The organism is Shewanella sp. S23-S33, from assembly GCF_043359565.1.
Taxonomy (GTDB): Bacteria; Pseudomonadota; Gammaproteobacteria; order Enterobacterales; family Shewanellaceae; genus Shewanella; species Shewanella oncorhynchi.
The window spans coordinates 19,163-36,348 of sequence record NZ_JBHFFD010000047.1; the positions used below are offsets into that span (position 1 = coordinate 19,163).

Here is a 17,186-nt window from a genome sequence, read left to right on the forward strand (position 1 = left end):
TTTTTTATGAGAGTAAACTATGTATTCTATTGAAATTAAAGCAGAGTCAAGTTTGACTCCCGAGTTAGCCGCTCAGCTTATCCAACTTAGCCAACAAATCCCTGAGCTCGATCACCCACTCACAAACGAAGTGTTGGACCAGCGCTTACAGGGCAAGACATATTTGATCTTAGTCGCATATGTAGAAGGTGAATTGGCAGGGTTTAAACTGGGTTATGAGCAAGAAGAAACCATATTTTACAGCTGGTTGGGTGGAGTAGCATCCGACTTTAGACGTTTAGGCTTAGCGCAGAGTCTACTCGAATATCAAGAAACTTGGGCACGCCGCCAAGGATATAATCATATTCAAGTGAAAACGATGAATCGTTTTCCTGCGATGCTTAATTTGTTGATCAGTAATCAATATTTAATTACTGAACTGACAGCCGATCCTAAAAGCTTAGTCGATCATAAACTGTATCTGTGCAAGTCGATCTAAACCGTTAATGGATGAGGGCAAAACGATATTTGTAAAGATGTGCACTTTTTGCAATAAATAGCTTGCAAACACAATTGAGAATGATTATCGTTAACGTGCGTTCCAAAACTCATCTTTAACAACGATGACTGGTAATCGACGTTGTTATGGAGCTCCTGAGTTTGCAAGCACGACATTGCTCACACACACTCTTTGTGGCCGGACTCATCATCCGGCTTTTTTTTGCCTAAAAATCAGTAATGCAAAGCCACATAATACAAAGCCAGCAATCGCTCGACATATTTTAATTCAAACTTAATCAGCCAAATACAACACAATGTCTATCTAACGGGATAAGACTAATCTGCAGACATATCGCTGTAGTTGCCCGCAAAGTGTAAGCCATCGTAGGGATTATTTTGCTGATCTTCCTTCGCTTCATGATACAAACCTATGGTAAATAAAGACCCTTTACCCAAAGTTGAACTCACTTCTATTGTGCCGCCAATCCGCTTGATAATGCCGTAACTGAGCGAAAGACCTAAACCAGTGCCATCCTTACGTGTGGTATAAAAAGGGTCGAAAATCCGTCCAAGCTGCTCTGCCGCTATCCCTGAGCCTTCATCTTCCACTTCGATTTTGACGCCAATCGGCATATCCTGCTGCACCCAGTCATAGGTTCGCACCCAAATACGTCCTTTACCGTCCATCGCATGCGCCGCATTCACGACAAGATTAATCAAGACTTGCAGCAACTGCGGACGATTAACCTGTACTGGACAACTGGCGTTCAACTCAGTGATCAGCACGACTTCTTGTTTTTGAATCGAATGTCGCACCAACACCAACATTTCTTCGATAATAGGAGTCATCGGATGCATTTCTAGTGGTGCGTTGAATTCGCCAGGTCGGCTGTATTGCAACAGGCTACGGATGATAGTGCTGATCCGCCCAACCTGTTGAATGACTAGATCAATTTCTTCTTTTACTACTTCAGCATTATCACCAAGTTCGTAGCGCAGTAATTCCATATTGCCAAGAATTACGGCCGTCGGATTATTGATTTCATGGGCGATACCTGCGGTCAATTCGCCAAGAGCAGTGAGCTTCTCGTTAGTGACGAGCTGTTGACGCGTTTCGTTTAGTAATGCCACGTTACGTTGCAGCTCTAAGGTTTTATCCTGCAGGCTACGAGTACGCTCTTCAACCTTCATTTCAAGCTGTTCTGCCGCCGCTTGAATTTGGGCATTTCGACGCTGTAGCAAGTCAAGCATACTGTCAAACTGCTCGGCTAAGTTCGATAACTCGTTATCCCGATCTAATCCTAAGGCACCGATACGAATATTGCGCCCCGACTGCACAGCTTGTACAACATGGTGAATACGTTCAATGGGCTGCAATAAACTATAAGCACCGCGATAAACCAGCAGGCCAGAGACCAACAGCACTAACATTAGAATCGTGCCTAGCTCTATGATATTGAGTAAATAATTATGGATAAATGGCGATTCAGAAAAGCCGGTATAGATCATACCGACACGTTGGCCGCGAACATCTTCCAAGGGGGCATAAGCGGAAATAAACCAATCGTTAAATACGAAAGCGCGATCGACCCACTGCTCGCCTTGAGTTAACACTTTGTCTTTCACTTCCTCCGACACTAAACTGCCAAGCGCGCGGCCCAGCGTCTCATTGCCTGTGGGATAAAAATGCAGCGGCACGTTGGTGGAAATACGGATGTTATCTAAGAAGATGGTCACAGTGCCGATGGAACGCTCGGGCAAGGTGCCTTTGTCGTATACCAGATCACGAATGTGGTCGACAATTCGAGTATCGCGATTAAACAAGATCCCACCATCGAGATACCAAGCCACTTTGCCTTCCATATCAGGGACGGGCAATAGGCTACGGCTCAATAAACCACGTTCTTCAACGGTTTTAACGGGGCTCTGCGCCCGCAAGGTTGCAACTATCGGAATGCTCGCAGTGATAGCCAATTCGGGATCGATACGTGCTAAACGCTCGGGCGGCAGCACCATCAAGCCGGAGTAAGGTAATAAACCGTCTAACTTAGGAAGGATTTGTCGTAAATCGGGGTCTGCGGCCGCTTCGGCAACACTAACTAAACGCAAATAATCGAGATTTAGCTGTTTTTTCTGTTCAAGAAGAAAAGCATCAATACTGGCTCGGTAGCTGACTTCGCCACTTAATTCTTTACCACTGAAAAGTGGCCTAAAGTCATTTTGAAAAGTCCAAGACGTCACCACACGTTCAAGTTGTTTTTCTTGGCGTACTTGCACTTGCTGCAAAGTGTTTTCGGCAACAGATAAGTCAGCTTTAACCTTCATAAACAGCTGCTTACCTGTGTAACTGATGTTCCAGTAAATAGTGATAAACACTAAACTCACCAGTGTCAGTAGAATGGGCAGTAACGTCAGGATTAATATGCGATAGCGCACTTTGGCCTGCATTTGCTGCCAACTGACACCAAAAAAGTGAGTGAAGAATGACACCCTATGACTCCTGTTCGCCACTAAAATCAAACCACTCTTTATACTTGCGATCTAAGGTCTTACGCGAAACGCCTAAATCCCTCGCCGCGGCAGACTTATTGCCAGAATGTAAGTCCACAACGCTAGTCACATGGTGTTTTTCCACATCTTTCAATGGCCAATCCAATGGATAACCCGATGTGGATAAAGACTCACTCTTCATCTGCTGCTTCCAATATTCCGCTGGCGGTTTGCCCAGCAAAATACAACGCTCAATCATGTTGCGCAGTTCACGAATGTTACCAGGCCACTCGTGTTGCTGTAGTTTCACCATATCTTCATGGCTCCACACGACTTCTCTTACCCCTAATTCAGCGGCAAGTTGGCGAGTGAAATGATGGGTTAACTCCACTACATCTTCGGGTCTATCACGTAATGGCGGGATTAAAATATCGAGCACATTCAGCCGATAATATAAATCTCGACGGAAATTCCCTGCATCCACTTCATCAATCAGAGTACGGTTAGTGGCCGCGATCACTCGCACATCGATGTTAACTTCTTTCTCGCTGCCCACAGGACGAATCGCTTTTTGCTCTAATACTCGGAGTAAAGCCGTTTGCATTTTCAGTGGCATTTCGCCAATTTCATCGAGAAAAATCGTCCCGCCCGAGGCAAAACTGAATAAACCTTCACGATTGCCTTTCGCACCCGTAAAGGCACCGGCGGTATGGCCAAACAATTCACTTTCGAGCAGTTCAGGGGCGATAGAGCCACAGTTAACTGGGACAAAAGGTCCCTGACGTCCACTAAGCAAATGCAATTGCCGTGCGACTAATTCCTTACCCGTGCCCGACTCACCTTGGATCAAGACAACGGCATTGGTCGGCGCCACACGTTCGATGATATGTTTCACCGACTTCATGGCTTCACTGCTGCCAATAATAGTCGATGAATAACCGATTGAAACCTCACGACGCAGCATCAAGTTTTCACGTTTAAGCAAGCGACGTTCGATACAGCGATCGACCGCAGTCATCATTTGTTCGAGGTGGAAAGGTTTCATGATGAAGTCAGACGCACCAGCGCGTAGCGCGGTAATAGCGACTTCCATGTCAGCATAGCCAGTCATAAATATGATGTCCGAACGACGACCCTGCTCATCTAGCGCTTCGTGCCATTCGATACCTGAGCGGCCTGGCAGGCGAATGTCGACGATCAGCAAATCGAAATGGCAACGGCTACGGAGCTGCTCCGCATCTTCGATACTGCCTGCTGTTTCGACTAAGGCGAATTTCTTCGAGAGTGCCTTATTTAAAAAACTGCGCATTCCGGGTTCATCATCAACAATCAGTACCGATACTGCCGATGGAAGAGGCTTGAGGTTATTATCTATCTGGCTCATATTGTCTGCTTCTGGACATTTTGACTCATTTGCGACCAATTCTAGCACTGAAAATAGATGAATAGGTCACTATGAACCATCAGAAGTTTGTCCTGAGACAATTTGTCTGTAGAGTATTTGTTAAGCTTGGGATCAAGCTCACAAATTAGGTTAAGCTGTGAAGAAAATGACCGCATTCTCAGCTTGGCATCTAACTTGCTTTCAACCGAACGTATTACAATTTACGAGACCTTCCACTCAGTAGGCATTTGAGTTGGAATCCTATTTTCCGCCAAGGAGTACCCATGCTAAACATGAAATCTCATATGAAGTCATTACTGGGACTGGTTGTTGCAGCCAGTATGTTCACTGTTTTACCCGCTCACTCGACTGAAATTATCAAGTTAGCCACCACCACCAGCACAGAAAACTCAGGCCTATTGAAAGAACTGTTACCTAAGTTCGAAAGTGAATCAGGCTACAAGGTTCAAGTCATCGCCACAGGTACAGGTAAAGCCCTGAAACTAGGTGAGCAAGGTGACGTGGATTTAGTCATGACTCACGCGCCTAGCGCCGAAGCTAAATTCGTAGCCGATGGTTTTGGTGTTGAGCCCCGTGGCATTATGGAAAATGATTTCGTAGTACTTGGCCCTAAAAACGACCCAGCAAAAATCCGTGACAGCAAAACGGCCGAAGAAGCCTTCGTTAAAATGGCAAAATCAGGCGTACCTTTTATCTCTCGTGGTGACAATTCAGGCACTCACATCAAAGAGTTAGAAGTATGGAAAGCGGCAAATGTTACTCCTAACTTCAAAGGTTATACTTCAGTCGGTCAAGGCATGGGTAAAACCCTGCTGATGGCAAACGAAATGCAAGGTTACACTCTGTCTGACCGTGGTACTTTCGTGGCTTATAAAACTAAACTCGATCTTGCCGTTGATTTCGATGGTGGCAAAACCTTAGCCAACCCATACCAAGTCATTCTCATCAACCCTGCTAAATACCCAGATCTGAACCACAAAGGCGCTAAAGCATTCAGCGACTGGTTGATCAGCAAAGAAGGTCAAAGCATGATCAACAACTTCAAAGTCGAAGGCGAGCAATTGTTCAAGGCAACTTATAGCGAATGAACGACGGCTGGCTAGCACTATTACAGCAGGCGTTAAGCCTGCTGTTTTCTTTAGACCCTGACGTTTGGTCCATCATTTCGATCTCGTTTTCGGTTTCTTTCGCGGCACTGCTGATCACGCTTGTTCCTTCCATGGTGCTCGGCTTTGTATTGGCGTTTGCGCCATTTCGCGGCAAATGGATAGTCACTAACTTAGTTCAAACTCTGCAATCAATCCCCACAGTGGTTATCGGTCTACTCGTGTATTTACTGCTAACACGCAACGGTCCTCTGGGCGATCTAAAATGGTTATTTACCCAAGAAGGAATGATTCTCGGGCAAATGTTCATCTGTGCCCCCGTACTAATTGCAATGAGCCAAGCCGCATTCACTAGCGTTGATCGCAGAGCTTGGGAAACCTCACGCACCTTAGGCGCCTCTTGGTGCCGTGCAGTGTGGACAGTCTGCCGAGAACTACGCATGCCCTTACTGCTGGCGATTGTCGCGGCCTTTAGTCGCATTCTGACCGAAGTCGGCTGCTCTATGATGGTCGGCGGCAATATTTTAAACGTAACCCGTAATATTCCTACTGCAATCGCACTTGAAACCAGCAAAGGTGACTTCGCCCAAGCTATCGCCCTCGGGCTAGTGCTGCTAATCTTGGCCTTGATCCTCAACTTTGCCTTAGGTAGTTTACGCGGCAAAGCCATGCCAAGGAGCCACTAAGCAATGACTAAGGTCAAACTGATCGCCCGTGACGTAGAAATGTCCTTTGGCGCGCGCCTGCTATTCAAAGCCGACGTATTATCGTTCTGCCAAGGAGATGTGATTTATCTGCAAGGCGACAATGGCACAGGCAAATCAACCTTGATGAAAATTCTGGCGGGCTTAATGCCACCAACCAAAGGCCATATTGAGGCTGTCGGTTTTGCCCAAAATGCTTGGTGGCGACGCAATCCATTGTTAGGTAAGGCCGTTTATCTGCACCAACATCCTTATTTGTTCGACGGCACAGTGGAATATAATCTCACCTATGGGCTGAATTTCAGCTCAGAAACAAAAGCCAAGGCGAAACAGCGGATTACTCAAGCAATTGAGATGGCGCAGCTAGGGTCGCTGCTGCAGGCAAGGGCCAGTAATCTCTCTGGCGGCGAAAGACAGCGCCTCGCGATTGCGCGCGCTTGGATCCTACAACCTAAACTATTAATGCTCGATGAACCCACCTCCAATATGGACAAGGATTCCCAAGAGCTAGTATTAAAAATGATCCAACAACTCAAACACGAAGGCACAGGAATGTTACTGAGTAGCCATCAGAATTGCGCGCTAACCGCCATCTGCGAACAACAGTGGCACATAGAAGGTGAGCGCGTGATGACCTCTTATCAACAGCCAGAATCTTTGCCAGCACAGGAGCCTTTGTATGTCATCGCAAATTGATGCCGTTATTCTCGCCGGTGGTATGGCCCGTCGCATGGGTGGCGACGATAAAGGTCTCGTCGAATTAAACGGCGAAGCCATGATTAAGCACACAATAGATAGAATAAAACCTCAGGTTAAGGAGATCCTGATCAACGCAAATCGTAACCAAACACGTTATGCTGAGTTCGGTTTTAAGGTGATAAGTGACGAGCATAGTGGTTTCCTCGGACCTTTAGCGGGTATGATCACCGCTATGGGCCAAACAGATGCAGACTACTTATTGGTAGTACCCTGCGACTGTCCACTCCTGCCACTCGACCTTGTTCCGCGTATGTTGGCAGCAATTGAAGCAGAAAAAGCCGAGATTGCTGTCGCCAGTGACGGTGAGTATGAACAACCCGTTGTTTTACTCTTAAAACCTAGCTTACGTGACTCGATGAAAGCGTTTCTTGAGGCGGGTGAGCGTAAAGTGGACTTTTGGTATATCAAACATCACTTCGTCGTAGCGTCATTCGCCGACCAGCCCAATGCTTTTGTGAATGTAAATACGCCAGAACAAAAACAACGACTAGCGATAAAAATCACCCAATAGCTAAAAAGGCTCCAATAACCCAAATTAGAGGTGCAAATGAGTAACCCCTTCGTCAATCCGCTCGCTATTCCCGTTCTCGGATTTTGTGCCTACAGTGGCACGGGGAAAACCACCTTACTCAAGCAATTGATCCCCGAATTAAATCAACGTGGCCTGCGCTTAGCCGTAATCAAACATGCCCACCATAATTTCGACGTAGATATTCCCGGCAAAGACAGTTACGAAATGCGTAAAGCGGGCGCACGACAAATGCTGGTCGCCTCCCATGTACGCTGGGCGCTGATGACAGAAGATGCGCGCGATGGCGATCCTGAGTTAGTCCATTTACTCAAGCAAATCGAAGCCGACAAAGTCGATATCGTCCTCGTCGAAGGCTTTAAAAAGCTCGCATTACCTAAAATTGAATTGCACCGCGCCGCCCACGGTAAACCTTTTATCTACACCCAAGATGAGAATATCCTCGCCATCGCCTGTTGCGACGACACTCAGTTGCCAAACGACGCACTCCCGAGTGAGCTGCGCCGTCTCGATCTCAACAATGTCAGCCAGATTGCCGATTTTGTGATGGAGTACGCCCAAAACTGGGAAGCGCCACTCCAATACCCCATTTCGGCCATGGATACCTGCGCCATAGGCGACAATAAAAACCTCAGCGTCAGCGAAGGTTTAGCGCAAATTTTATCCCATGTTTCACCCGTGGCAGAGATTGAAGACATCGAGTTAGACGCCTTAGATAACCGCGTACTGGCCAGCGACAGCATTTCTCCCGTTGACGTGCCACAACAAACCAATTCGGCGATGGATGGCTACGCCTTTGTCTATCAAGACCCAATGCCTGCCACCTTAAAATTGGTGGGAGAGGTTCTTGCCGGTCATCAATATTCGGGCACGCTTAAAGTCGGCGAGACCGTGCGCATCATGACGGGTGCAACAGTGCCCGCGGGTGCCGATACAGTGCAGCCCCGAGAGCTTGCCAAGGAAGTCGATGGCATTGTTAGCTTTGAAGGCCGCATTCTTTCTGGCCAACACGTTCGCCTCGCTGGAGAAGATATTGCTCAAGGCCAAGTCGCACTTGCAAAAGCTACTCGCCTAAGCGCCGCCGAACAAGGTTTACTAGCCTCACTTGGACTCAATCACCTGAGTGTATATCGCCGCCCAACTGTTGCAGTATTCTCCACCGGCGATGAAGTGAGCCAGCCTGGCGAAGTACTCAAAGCTAACTGCATCTATGACTCAAACCGCTTTACCATCAAAGCGATGGCAAAACGTCTCGGTTGTGATGTTATCGATTTAGGCATTATCGAAGATTCTGAAGCCGCCCTTGAAGCAACTCTCGCTAAAGCCGCCAACCTTGCCGATGTCGTCATTAGCTCTGGTGGTGTGTCTGTCGGCGATGCGGACTACATCAAAACCGTGCTTGCACGCCTCGGAAAAATTGATTTCTGGCGGATTAGCATGCGTCCGGGTCGGCCACTCGCCTTTGGTAAAGTAAATGACAGCTTATTCTTCGGGCTACCTGGCAACCCAGTCGCAGTCATGGTGTCTTTCCTGCAATTTGTGCAGCCCGCTTTACGAAAATTAGCAGGTGAAGTGAATTGGCAAGCGCAGCTATTCCCTGCAATAAGTGATGAAACTCTACGAAGCCGCCAAGGCCGCACCGAATTTATTCGCGGGATTTATCAGCTTGGTAAAGATGGACGCCTACACGTGAGTAGCACGGGCAACCAAGGTTCTGGGATGTTAAGTTCAATGGTTAAAGGGAATTGCCTCATCATCATAGGGGATGATGCAGAAGCCGTGAATGCAGGTGAAACTGTATTTATTCAACCCTTTGCGGATCTGCTTTAGGATCCAGTGAGTTTTTATGAGTCTAATTGTGGATTCCTTTGGCCGTAAGGTCGAATATTTACGGCTCTCGGTCACCGACCGCTGCGACTTTCGCTGTGTTTATTGCATGACGGAAGATCCCTGTTTTCTGCCAAAGGATCACGTACTCCACCTCGAAGAATTAGCTTGGATTGCCCAAGCCTTTACCGAGCTTGGTGTGACTAAAATTCGCCTGACCGGCGGTGAGCCCTTAGTTCGCACCGATTGCGACCAGCTAGTGGGTCTGCTTGGCAAACTGCCTGGGCTGACGGATTTATCCATGACAACTAATGGTTCAAGGCTGACAAAATTCGCTAAACCCATGTTTGATGCAGGATTAAAGCGCCTCAATATCAGCCTAGATACCTTAAACCCCACACTGTTTACTCAGCTAACGCGTAACGGCAAATTAGACAGAGTCATCGATGGTATTGATGCGGCTATTGCGGCGGGATTTGAACGTATCAAGATTAATGCGGTGATTTTAAAACAGCAGAACGATAATGAAGTTATTGATTTAGTTGATTTCTGCCGTGGCCGTAACTTAGACATCGCCTTTATCGAAGAAATGCCACTTGGCGAAATGGATGAGCGGAAACGCGCCCGTCATTGCAGTAGCGATGAAGTAAAAGCCATCATCAATAGTCACTATCCGCTACAGCTTTCCAACAAACGTACCGGCGGCCCAGCACGTTATTACACTATGGCTGACAGCCCAATCCATATCGGCTTTATCTCGCCCCACAGCCACAACTTCTGCCACGAATGTAATCGCGTGCGCGTCACAGTCGAAGGCCAATTATTGCTGTGTTTAGGCAATGAACATGCCGTTGATCTCAAAAGCATAGTCCGGGAATTTCCGGCTGATATTGAAAGATTAAAAGTCGCTATTCTCGCGGGAATTAATCTCAAGCCTAAGCAGCACGACTTTAGCAATAATCAGGTACAAATCCTACGCTTTATGAACGCCACAGGCGGTTAAGCATCACCACTCCATCGCTTAAGGGCTAGCATCTCAATTTGGCCGTGATAAACTCGAAGCATCACCCCATACTTAGCGTTACACATTTCTATGGCATTAACTCGTAAGCAATGGAATAACATCATCATAGTCGCCTGCGCCTTTATGGTCGCCGTGCTGACTTTTATGGATAACAAAACCAATAATGTTCCGAGTGATGCTCAGCGACTGTTTGACGATAATGCACCGCTTTCACAGCTGCAACTCGACGGGTTATGGCTGCACAAGCAAGCATCACAATGGGAGTGCGACACTAAAATCCTCAACTGTGATGAGTGGGCAAAGGCGTGGCAAACCATACGGGTATCCCCATTAACCGCCGCGCCAGAAACCACAGATAATCCGCAAGAATTAGTCATCCAGATTGCAGATATCCGCGATGCTCAACTGTGGATCTATTTTCCCAATGAAGGCGCCTTAAAGTCTCCCGCAGGTAATTGGTATTTAGTACCACCGAGTTTAAGATCTAAACTGCAACCGATCCTCGATGCGAAACCCGCAACTTAATGTCACCCAATTTTACTTAAGATAAGAAAGAATCCATGCCGGAATTACCAGAAGTTGAAGTCACCCGTCAGGGTATTGCCCCCTACCTTGTCGAGCAAACCGTAATAGATCTTGTGATCCGCAATGGCTCGTTGCGCTGGCCTGTGCCTGACATAGCCAAACAGATTATCGGTCAAGTTATACGCCAAGTGCGACGCCGTGCTAAGTATCTATTAATCGACACTGACGCGGGCACCAGCATAGTGCATTTGGGTATGTCAGGGAGTTTACGGATTTTGCCCCACGACACGCCAGTGGAAAAGCATGACCATATCGACTTAGTGCTCGCCAACGGCCGCATTTTACGTTTTAACGATCCCAGACGTTTCGGTGCTTGGCTATGGTGTGAACTCCCAGAAGAAGCCCATCCATTACTCGCCAAACTGGGGCCAGAGCCACTGACTAATGCTTTTAATGTCAAACAATTAGCGGCAGCTTTAGCGGGCAAGAAAAAAGCGATCAAACTCTGCCTGATGGATAATCATATCGTAGTAGGTGTAGGCAATATTTACGCCAATGAAGCCCTGTTTGCCGCAGGTATTCATCCAGAGGCCGAAGCAGGTAAAATCGATATCGAGCGTTTGACCGTTTTAGTTGCCGAAGTGAAGCAAATCTTAGCCCACGCCATTAAACAGGGTGGAACCACGCTGAAAGACTTCACCAATGCCGATGGCAAGCCGGGCTACTTCGCCCAAAAACTGCATGTCTATGGTCGCGGCGGTGAAACCTGCACAAGCTGCGGTAACCTACTGAGTGAGATCCGTTTAGGCCAGCGCACCACAGTATTTTGTGGCATTTGCCAAACACGCTAACATTGCGTTATTTATAAGCCAAAATGCCAAGCAAGTGCTTGGCATTTTTCGTTATTTAATCAATTATATCTGTCAAAAACGATACTCAAAACTGCTAAATAGCGTGGTATTGGTATCATTTTCTTGAACTTCAAACTCCGATCTCGATACTGTTCCACCTAAGCTCCACATGCCTTTCCACACAGGCATACGGTAAGAAAGCTCCAGCATCAATAAATCTTCTTTTGGTGGTTGTGGCGCCCAAGTGTTTGCCACATTGGAGCCATCTTTATTCAGCTTCGCATAACGCAGCAACGAGGTAAAACCACGGCTGTTATTAAACTGGCCAACTAATCCAACCACGAACACTTGTGCATCGCTATCATAGGTAGAACCCAAAGCACGACCATAGTAGCGAGCACCACTCAGATAGACAGGATCCTCATAGAAACAATTGGCACGATCACCATCGCATTTTACATAGGTGTCCGAATATTCCATGAACAACTTAAACTGCTTACCCGATGTGCCAAAATGGGTATCAATACCCCAAAGTGAGCCGCAGTCACTACCATTTTCACAACTATGTTCGAGATATAATCCAACGGGGATATCCTGCAAAGTATCGGCATAACGCATATCAATACTTTGAGTTCTATGGCCTGCATCGCGGCGCTCATTTGGCGCACAATCATTTGTACCATCGATACAAACAGCATTACTCGCAACCGAATCCCACCAAGAGTCAAAGTTACAATCTTGGCCCTCACCACAAAATAAGGTCGACCAAGACAATCCCACTTCTAACTGTTTAATCGGTCTTGCACTTAAGCGCATATCCCACTCAGCCGTCTTAGGCACAGCACGATCCACTTCAGTTAAGCTAAATCCGGTTTTAAAGGTCCAAGGGCCAATCCAAGATAACCAAGGTGTTTCAAAAGCTGCGGCATTGTTACGGCTCAAGGTTAACGATGACATAGGGCGGGCGTTATTAGAACGATGTAGAGCCGAGTCAACCCCCGGTCCCCACCACTGCTCAACCGCGCCTAAGGTTGCGATCCAATTGCCAAAAATGATGGCAAAATAAGACTCATCAAGGCGGAAGTTTTTATTATCTTGCGGATCATAGGTTTCTGCCACAGTCGCCTTATAAGCAACACGCGATCCTAAATACTCGTAGGAGCCCAGCACTTCACCTTTCTCGCGATAGTCAGAACCATAATGTTGAAAGCGAGCAGGATCAGATGCTGCCGATACTTTTACCCGTGCATTACCACGATTATCGACAGCATTTTGATAATAAAAATTAACCCGTGCAAAGGCTTGTACTAAAGAAGGAGAAAGCAGCTCAGGCTCAATTTTCGCTAAATCACCACCAATGCCTGACCACATCAATGGATAAGTATTCACTGGCACAGTGATCACACCCGCATCAGCAAGTGCTTGAATGTCAGCTCTAAGATAAATATCAGAGGCATCGACCCAAGGTGCAGCAGCAAGCATCGAAGAAAAAAACAGGCCAGAGGCAATGCTAGTAGCAAGGATCGTGGGGGAAAAAAAAGCCTTCATAACATCCTTTTAAGTATCATCACAAGGCAACAATGCCTCAAAGTTAACACAAAACTCCTACGTAAAAACTATCTAGTTCGCAGGTAAAATCTAAGGTTTAACCAACTTAAGCTTTGCCGCCAATGCAGCCGTTACTTCAGGGTGAACAAACTGGCTCACATCGCCACCATGCAGGGCGACTTCCTTTACTAAGGTGGAAGATATAAAAGAATTCTCCTCAGCGGGCGTTAAAAATACGCTTTCCAGATCAGGACTCAATCTGCGATTCATATTTGCTAATTGGAATTCATATTCAAAGTCGGATACCGCGCGTAACCCACGCACAAGTACACTGGCCTTTTGCTCCTTGGCAAAATCCACTAGCAACCCAGAAAACCCCACCACCTCGACATTATCCAAATGAGCAGTCACCCGATTGACCAATTCAACTCGCTCTTCAAGGGTGAATCTAGGCTGCTTGGAAGGGTTAGCCGCAATGCCAATCACCACATGTTTAAACAGTTTAGCCGCACGCTCAATCAAGTCGGCATGACCATTGGTGATAGGATCGAAAGTCCCAGGGTAAATTGCTCTTGTATGCATAGTAAAAGTACATCCCACCGCTATCATATATTCATTAAAGGCACCCAAGAAGATACCCAAAAACACGCTGCTAACTCAATTTACGCTTAAATGCCATCCACTTCCGCCGAAAACGATTTAAGGATCGCATCCACTTCTGCGGATGAAATGAAACTAACTTACCGCCACGCTGAACACAAGTTATAGACAATAGTATCTCATTGAGAATGGCGATCACCTTAAGCTTTATCAGCTCTGGATTTTTACAACTCGCGTTATACCAGCCTTTACCTTGTTTGGTAGGAAACATATAAGTCGACAAATGGTTTTGTATTTCAGCACAGCTACGGGCAAACTCAACTTTGCCATGATTAACTAGAATTGACGCTTTAAAATCATCATCGCAACCAATCTTATCGAATGGCAGTAATAGCCCGATATCCTTCATATGTATTGCCAACAAATAAGATGCCATCCATGCATCACCCGTCACTTGGTTTAACTGAATGGTCTGTTTAAAATGCTTAATATCGCCCACTACCTCGCCAAAACTCGCGCGATTAATAGCCTGACTAATAAAATTCACATTAAGTGATGAAAACGGCCAATGGTGGCAAAAAGTATCATTAGCAAAAATCAGTACATCATCATCTACTATATTAATCTGCTGTCGAACATGGGCAAGCCCTTCGTCCCAAGCAGAAAACTCCCAACCTTTATTACTGCCTTCAAGCTCAAAATCAATAAAGTGATCATATTGAGTGGTTTGCGAACGCGCCCCAACCGTATTGTATACAACGCAGATTTTAACTTTGTCGGAAATTTTTGACAGAATATCGGCACTGTACTTAAGTGCGCTTTCCTTGTAATGCGGATAATAACTCACAAGAATTACTATCGCTTGGCGTTTTCGATCATACATTTACAGTAAACCTCGACGAACTAAAATGTAAAAGCATCGGCAAATGCCGTCCCCATCTTATCTTTAGCAGACAATATGGGAGGGACAGTTATCGGCCAAGCTATTGCTAACTCGGGATCATCCCAGGCAATACTCTGTTCTGAGGCTGGATGGTAGTAATCGGTACATTTATACACAAATTCAGCTTCATCACTCGTGACATAAAAACCATGGGCAAAGCCTGCAGGAATCCACAACTGTCTTTTATTCTCTGCTGATAAGTAAATGCCAACCCAGTGGCCAAAAGTCGGGGAATTTTTACGTAAATCAACTGCCACATCGAAGACTTCACCCGAGGTCACTCGTACAAGTTTGCCTTGGTTTTGCTCAGTCTGATAGTGCAAACCGCGCAGTATCCCTTTACAAGACTTCGAATGATTATCCTGCACAAATAGGCAGTCGGCGACCTTTTGTTGGAAACCTCTCTGGTTCCAGGTCTCCATAAAAAAGCCACGTTCATCACCGAAAACTTGAGGCTCGATAATTTTCACATCTACAATGTTAGTTTCTATAATATTCATGGTCTTACTACTATAAATAGGCCTTAATGTCTTTAAACGCCAATCGCCAATCACTCGCATAAACACCTAGGTTTGTTGCAATTTTTGTACAATTCAACCGTGAATTTAAGGGTCTTTTAGCGGCAGTGGGGTACTCAGATGTAGTAATAGGCTTAACCTTAATGTGCGTATTTAGACACCGTTGGGCATAGGCCTCGTCAAAAATATACTGTGCAAATTCATGCCAAGAAACATAGGGTGAGCCACTAAAATGATAGATACCCCAAGGACATTCAGGCTCCATTGAGCGTTTTGCCATAGCGATCAGCGTGTCGGCAATATCACCCGCATAGGTGGGGCTCCCAAACTGATCACAGACAACACGGATATCCGACCGTTCACGGCCAACACGCAACATCGTTTTGACAAAATTAGCCCCAGTCTCGCCAAATACCCATGAGGTTCTCAAGACAAAATGCTGAGGATTTGCGTCAATAACAGCTTGTTCACCCGCCAGCTTAGTTTCACCGTAAACACTTCGAGGATCGACTGTATCTGACTCAATATAAGGAACCTTTGCATCACCAGAAAACACATAATCGGTAGAAACATGGATCATAGTGGCTTTAATCTTATTGGCCGCAACAGCTAAATAAAGAGGCCCCAAGTGATTTACACGCTTTGCATTAAGCTCATCTTGCTCAGCCCTATCCACTGCAGTATAAGCTGCGGCATTGATCACGACATCAGGGCGAAAACGTTCAATGCAAGCATTTACGGCCAGCTCATCGGTAATATCCAGCAAGTGTCGATCCACTGCCAATAATTCCACGTGGGTATTAATGCCGCCGCTCAGTTTCTCAACCAATTGACTACCGACTTGTCCTTTTGCACCTGTGACGAGTATCTTCATCGGCTTATCTACCCACAATGAATCGAACTGAATGAAAAGTCATAGGACTATCGCTTATCCATAAGTGAGACTAAATAGCGACCATAATCATTTTTTAGCATAGGTTGAGCGAGAGCAATCAATTCAGCATCACTCAACCAGCCATTTCGCCATGCAATTTCTTCTAAGCATGCCACTTTTAGACCTTGTACATTTTCAATTGTCTGCACAAAGGAAGAGGCCTGATGCAGACTCTCATGCGTACCAGTGTCTAACCAGGCAAAGCCACGCCCAAGAATTTCAACATTTAAGCTGCCGGCATTAAGGTAAATTTGGTTCACCTCAGTGATTTCAAGCTCGCCACGGGCGGAGGGCTTGATGCTTTTAGCAATATCGATGACCGAATTATCATAAAAGTACAAACCAGTCACAGCCCAATTCGATTTCGGTGTGAGCGGTTTTTCTTCGATACTGATGGCGCGGTAATCTTGATCAAACTCCACGACTCCGAAACGCTCGGGATCTCGGACGTAATATCCAAATACCGTCGCCCCCGTAGGTCGGCTAGCGACCTGTTTTAAGGTTTTACTAAAAGATTGGCCATAAAAAATATTGTCGCCGAGTACTAAACAAACACTGTCACTACCAATAAAATCTTCTGCAATAATAAATGCTTGCGCTAAGCCATCGGGACTCGCTTGAATCGCGTAGGAAATGTGAATACCAAAGTCGCGGCCATCACCCAATAATCGCTGGAAACTCGCATTATCTTCCGGTGTAGTGATCACTAACACATCACGGATTCCTGCCAGCATAAGTGTCGATAATGGATAATAAATCATTGGCTTATCATAAACAGGCAACAGCTGTTTGGAGACACCTCGAGTGATAGGATATAAACGGCTACCAGAACCACCCGCGAGAATAATACCTTTCATTGATAATCCTAAGATTTTAGATCCTAGTTTCCCAGTCAAAACAAAAATGACCGAAAACCTAAGATCATATTGAAGTTATTGAGTGA

General features: G+C 46.1%; 17 protein-coding genes. 9 read left to right on the forward strand and 8 right to left on the reverse strand.

Annotated features, from left to right (window positions below; all coding sequences use genetic code 11):
* Nucleotides 1-19 precede the first annotated feature (19 nt).
* A complete protein-coding gene (locus tag ACHA99_RS12155) occupies nt 20-478 on the forward strand; it encodes a GNAT family N-acetyltransferase (protein WP_263179257.1) in 459 nt (152 codons plus the stop codon).
* A 338-nt stretch (nt 479-816) separates the two neighbouring features.
* On the opposite strand, the gene ACHA99_RS12160 is transcribed toward ACHA99_RS12155, so the two are convergent.
* A complete protein-coding gene (locus tag ACHA99_RS12160; RefSeq protein ID WP_113940169.1) occupies nt 817-2,970 on the reverse strand; it encodes a cache domain-containing protein in 2,154 nt (717 codons plus the stop codon).
* 1 nt (nt 2,971) lies between these two features.
* Nucleotides 2,972-4,354 (reverse strand): sigma-54 dependent transcriptional regulator, encoded by a 1,383-nt coding sequence (locus tag ACHA99_RS12165; protein WP_219235107.1) that lies wholly within the window; start codon nt 4,352-4,354, stop codon nt 2,972-2,974.
* Between the two features lie 284 nt (nt 4,355-4,638).
* Here ACHA99_RS12165 and ACHA99_RS12170 point away from each other — a divergent pair, with 284 nt between their 5' ends.
* From ACHA99_RS12170 to mutM, 8 genes are all read left to right on the forward strand, one after another.
* Nucleotides 4,639-5,463 (forward strand): substrate-binding domain-containing protein, encoded by an 825-nt coding sequence (locus ACHA99_RS12170; RefSeq protein WP_105250739.1) that lies wholly within the window; start codon nt 4,639-4,641, stop codon nt 5,461-5,463.
* Complete coding sequence (locus ACHA99_RS12175) at nt 5,460-6,167, forward strand: ABC transporter permease (protein WP_105250740.1); 708 nt, start codon at nt 5,460-5,462, stop codon at nt 6,165-6,167. The genes ACHA99_RS12170 and ACHA99_RS12175 overlap by 4 nt, the downstream gene beginning before the upstream one ends.
* 3 nt (nt 6,168-6,170) lie before the next feature.
* Entirely contained in the window at nt 6,171-6,881 is a 711-nt protein-coding gene (locus tag ACHA99_RS12180) for an ATP-binding cassette domain-containing protein (RefSeq protein WP_011787492.1), read from the forward strand.
* Nucleotides 6,865-7,455: a molybdenum cofactor guanylyltransferase MobA gene (mobA, locus tag ACHA99_RS12185; RefSeq protein WP_011787491.1), complete on the forward strand. Its 591-nt coding sequence runs from the start codon at nt 6,865-6,867 to the stop codon at nt 7,453-7,455. The genes ACHA99_RS12180 and mobA overlap by 17 nt, the downstream gene beginning before the upstream one ends.
* Before the next feature lie 36 nt (nt 7,456-7,491).
* Nucleotides 7,492-9,303, forward strand: a complete 1,812-nt coding sequence (locus ACHA99_RS12190) for a bifunctional molybdopterin-guanine dinucleotide biosynthesis adaptor protein MobB/molybdopterin molybdotransferase MoeA (RefSeq protein ID WP_393942981.1) — start codon at nt 7,492-7,494, stop codon at nt 9,301-9,303.
* A gap of 16 nt (nt 9,304-9,319) precedes the next feature.
* A complete protein-coding gene (gene moaA, locus ACHA99_RS12195; RefSeq protein WP_393942983.1) occupies nt 9,320-10,303 on the forward strand; it encodes a GTP 3',8-cyclase MoaA in 984 nt (327 codons plus the stop codon).
* A 90-nt stretch (nt 10,304-10,393) separates the two neighbouring features.
* A complete protein-coding gene (locus tag ACHA99_RS12200; RefSeq protein ID WP_393942985.1) occupies nt 10,394-10,849 on the forward strand; it encodes a hypothetical protein in 456 nt (151 codons plus the stop codon).
* A gap of 35 nt (nt 10,850-10,884) precedes the next feature.
* Nucleotides 10,885-11,700, forward strand: a complete 816-nt coding sequence (gene mutM, locus ACHA99_RS12205; protein WP_393942987.1) for a bifunctional DNA-formamidopyrimidine glycosylase/DNA-(apurinic or apyrimidinic site) lyase — start codon at nt 10,885-10,887, stop codon at nt 11,698-11,700.
* Nucleotides 11,701-11,772: 72 nt separating this feature from the next.
* On the opposite strand, the gene ACHA99_RS12210 is transcribed toward mutM, so the two are convergent.
* The 6 genes from ACHA99_RS12210 to rfbA all read right to left on the reverse strand — a co-directional run bounded on the left by ACHA99_RS12210 (nt 11,773) and on the right by rfbA (nt 17,100).
* Nucleotides 11,773-13,248, reverse strand: a complete 1,476-nt coding sequence (locus tag ACHA99_RS12210) for a capsule assembly Wzi family protein (protein ID WP_393942989.1) — start codon at nt 13,246-13,248, stop codon at nt 11,773-11,775.
* A gap of 90 nt (nt 13,249-13,338) precedes the next feature.
* Entirely contained in the window at nt 13,339-13,830 is a 492-nt protein-coding gene (coaD, locus tag ACHA99_RS12215) for a pantetheine-phosphate adenylyltransferase (protein ID WP_105250747.1), read from the reverse strand.
* A 70-nt stretch (nt 13,831-13,900) separates the two neighbouring features.
* On the reverse strand, nt 13,901-14,731 hold the full coding sequence (locus tag ACHA99_RS12220; RefSeq protein ID WP_393942991.1) for a hypothetical protein: 831 nt from the start codon (nt 14,729-14,731) through the stop codon (nt 13,901-13,903).
* A 20-nt stretch (nt 14,732-14,751) separates the two neighbouring features.
* The gene (rfbC, locus tag ACHA99_RS12225) at nt 14,752-15,291 is read right to left on the reverse strand and encodes a dTDP-4-dehydrorhamnose 3,5-epimerase (protein ID WP_263141299.1); all 540 of its coding nucleotides are present in this window, start codon (nt 15,289-15,291) and stop codon (nt 14,752-14,754) included.
* A 10-nt stretch (nt 15,292-15,301) separates the two neighbouring features.
* Complete coding sequence (rfbD, locus tag ACHA99_RS12230; protein WP_393942994.1) at nt 15,302-16,183, reverse strand: dTDP-4-dehydrorhamnose reductase; 882 nt, start codon at nt 16,181-16,183, stop codon at nt 15,302-15,304.
* Nucleotides 16,184-16,230: 47 nt separating this feature from the next.
* On the reverse strand, nt 16,231-17,100 hold the full coding sequence (rfbA, locus tag ACHA99_RS12235) for a glucose-1-phosphate thymidylyltransferase RfbA (protein WP_393942996.1): 870 nt from the start codon (nt 17,098-17,100) through the stop codon (nt 16,231-16,233).
* Nucleotides 17,101-17,186: the final 86 nt, after the last annotated feature.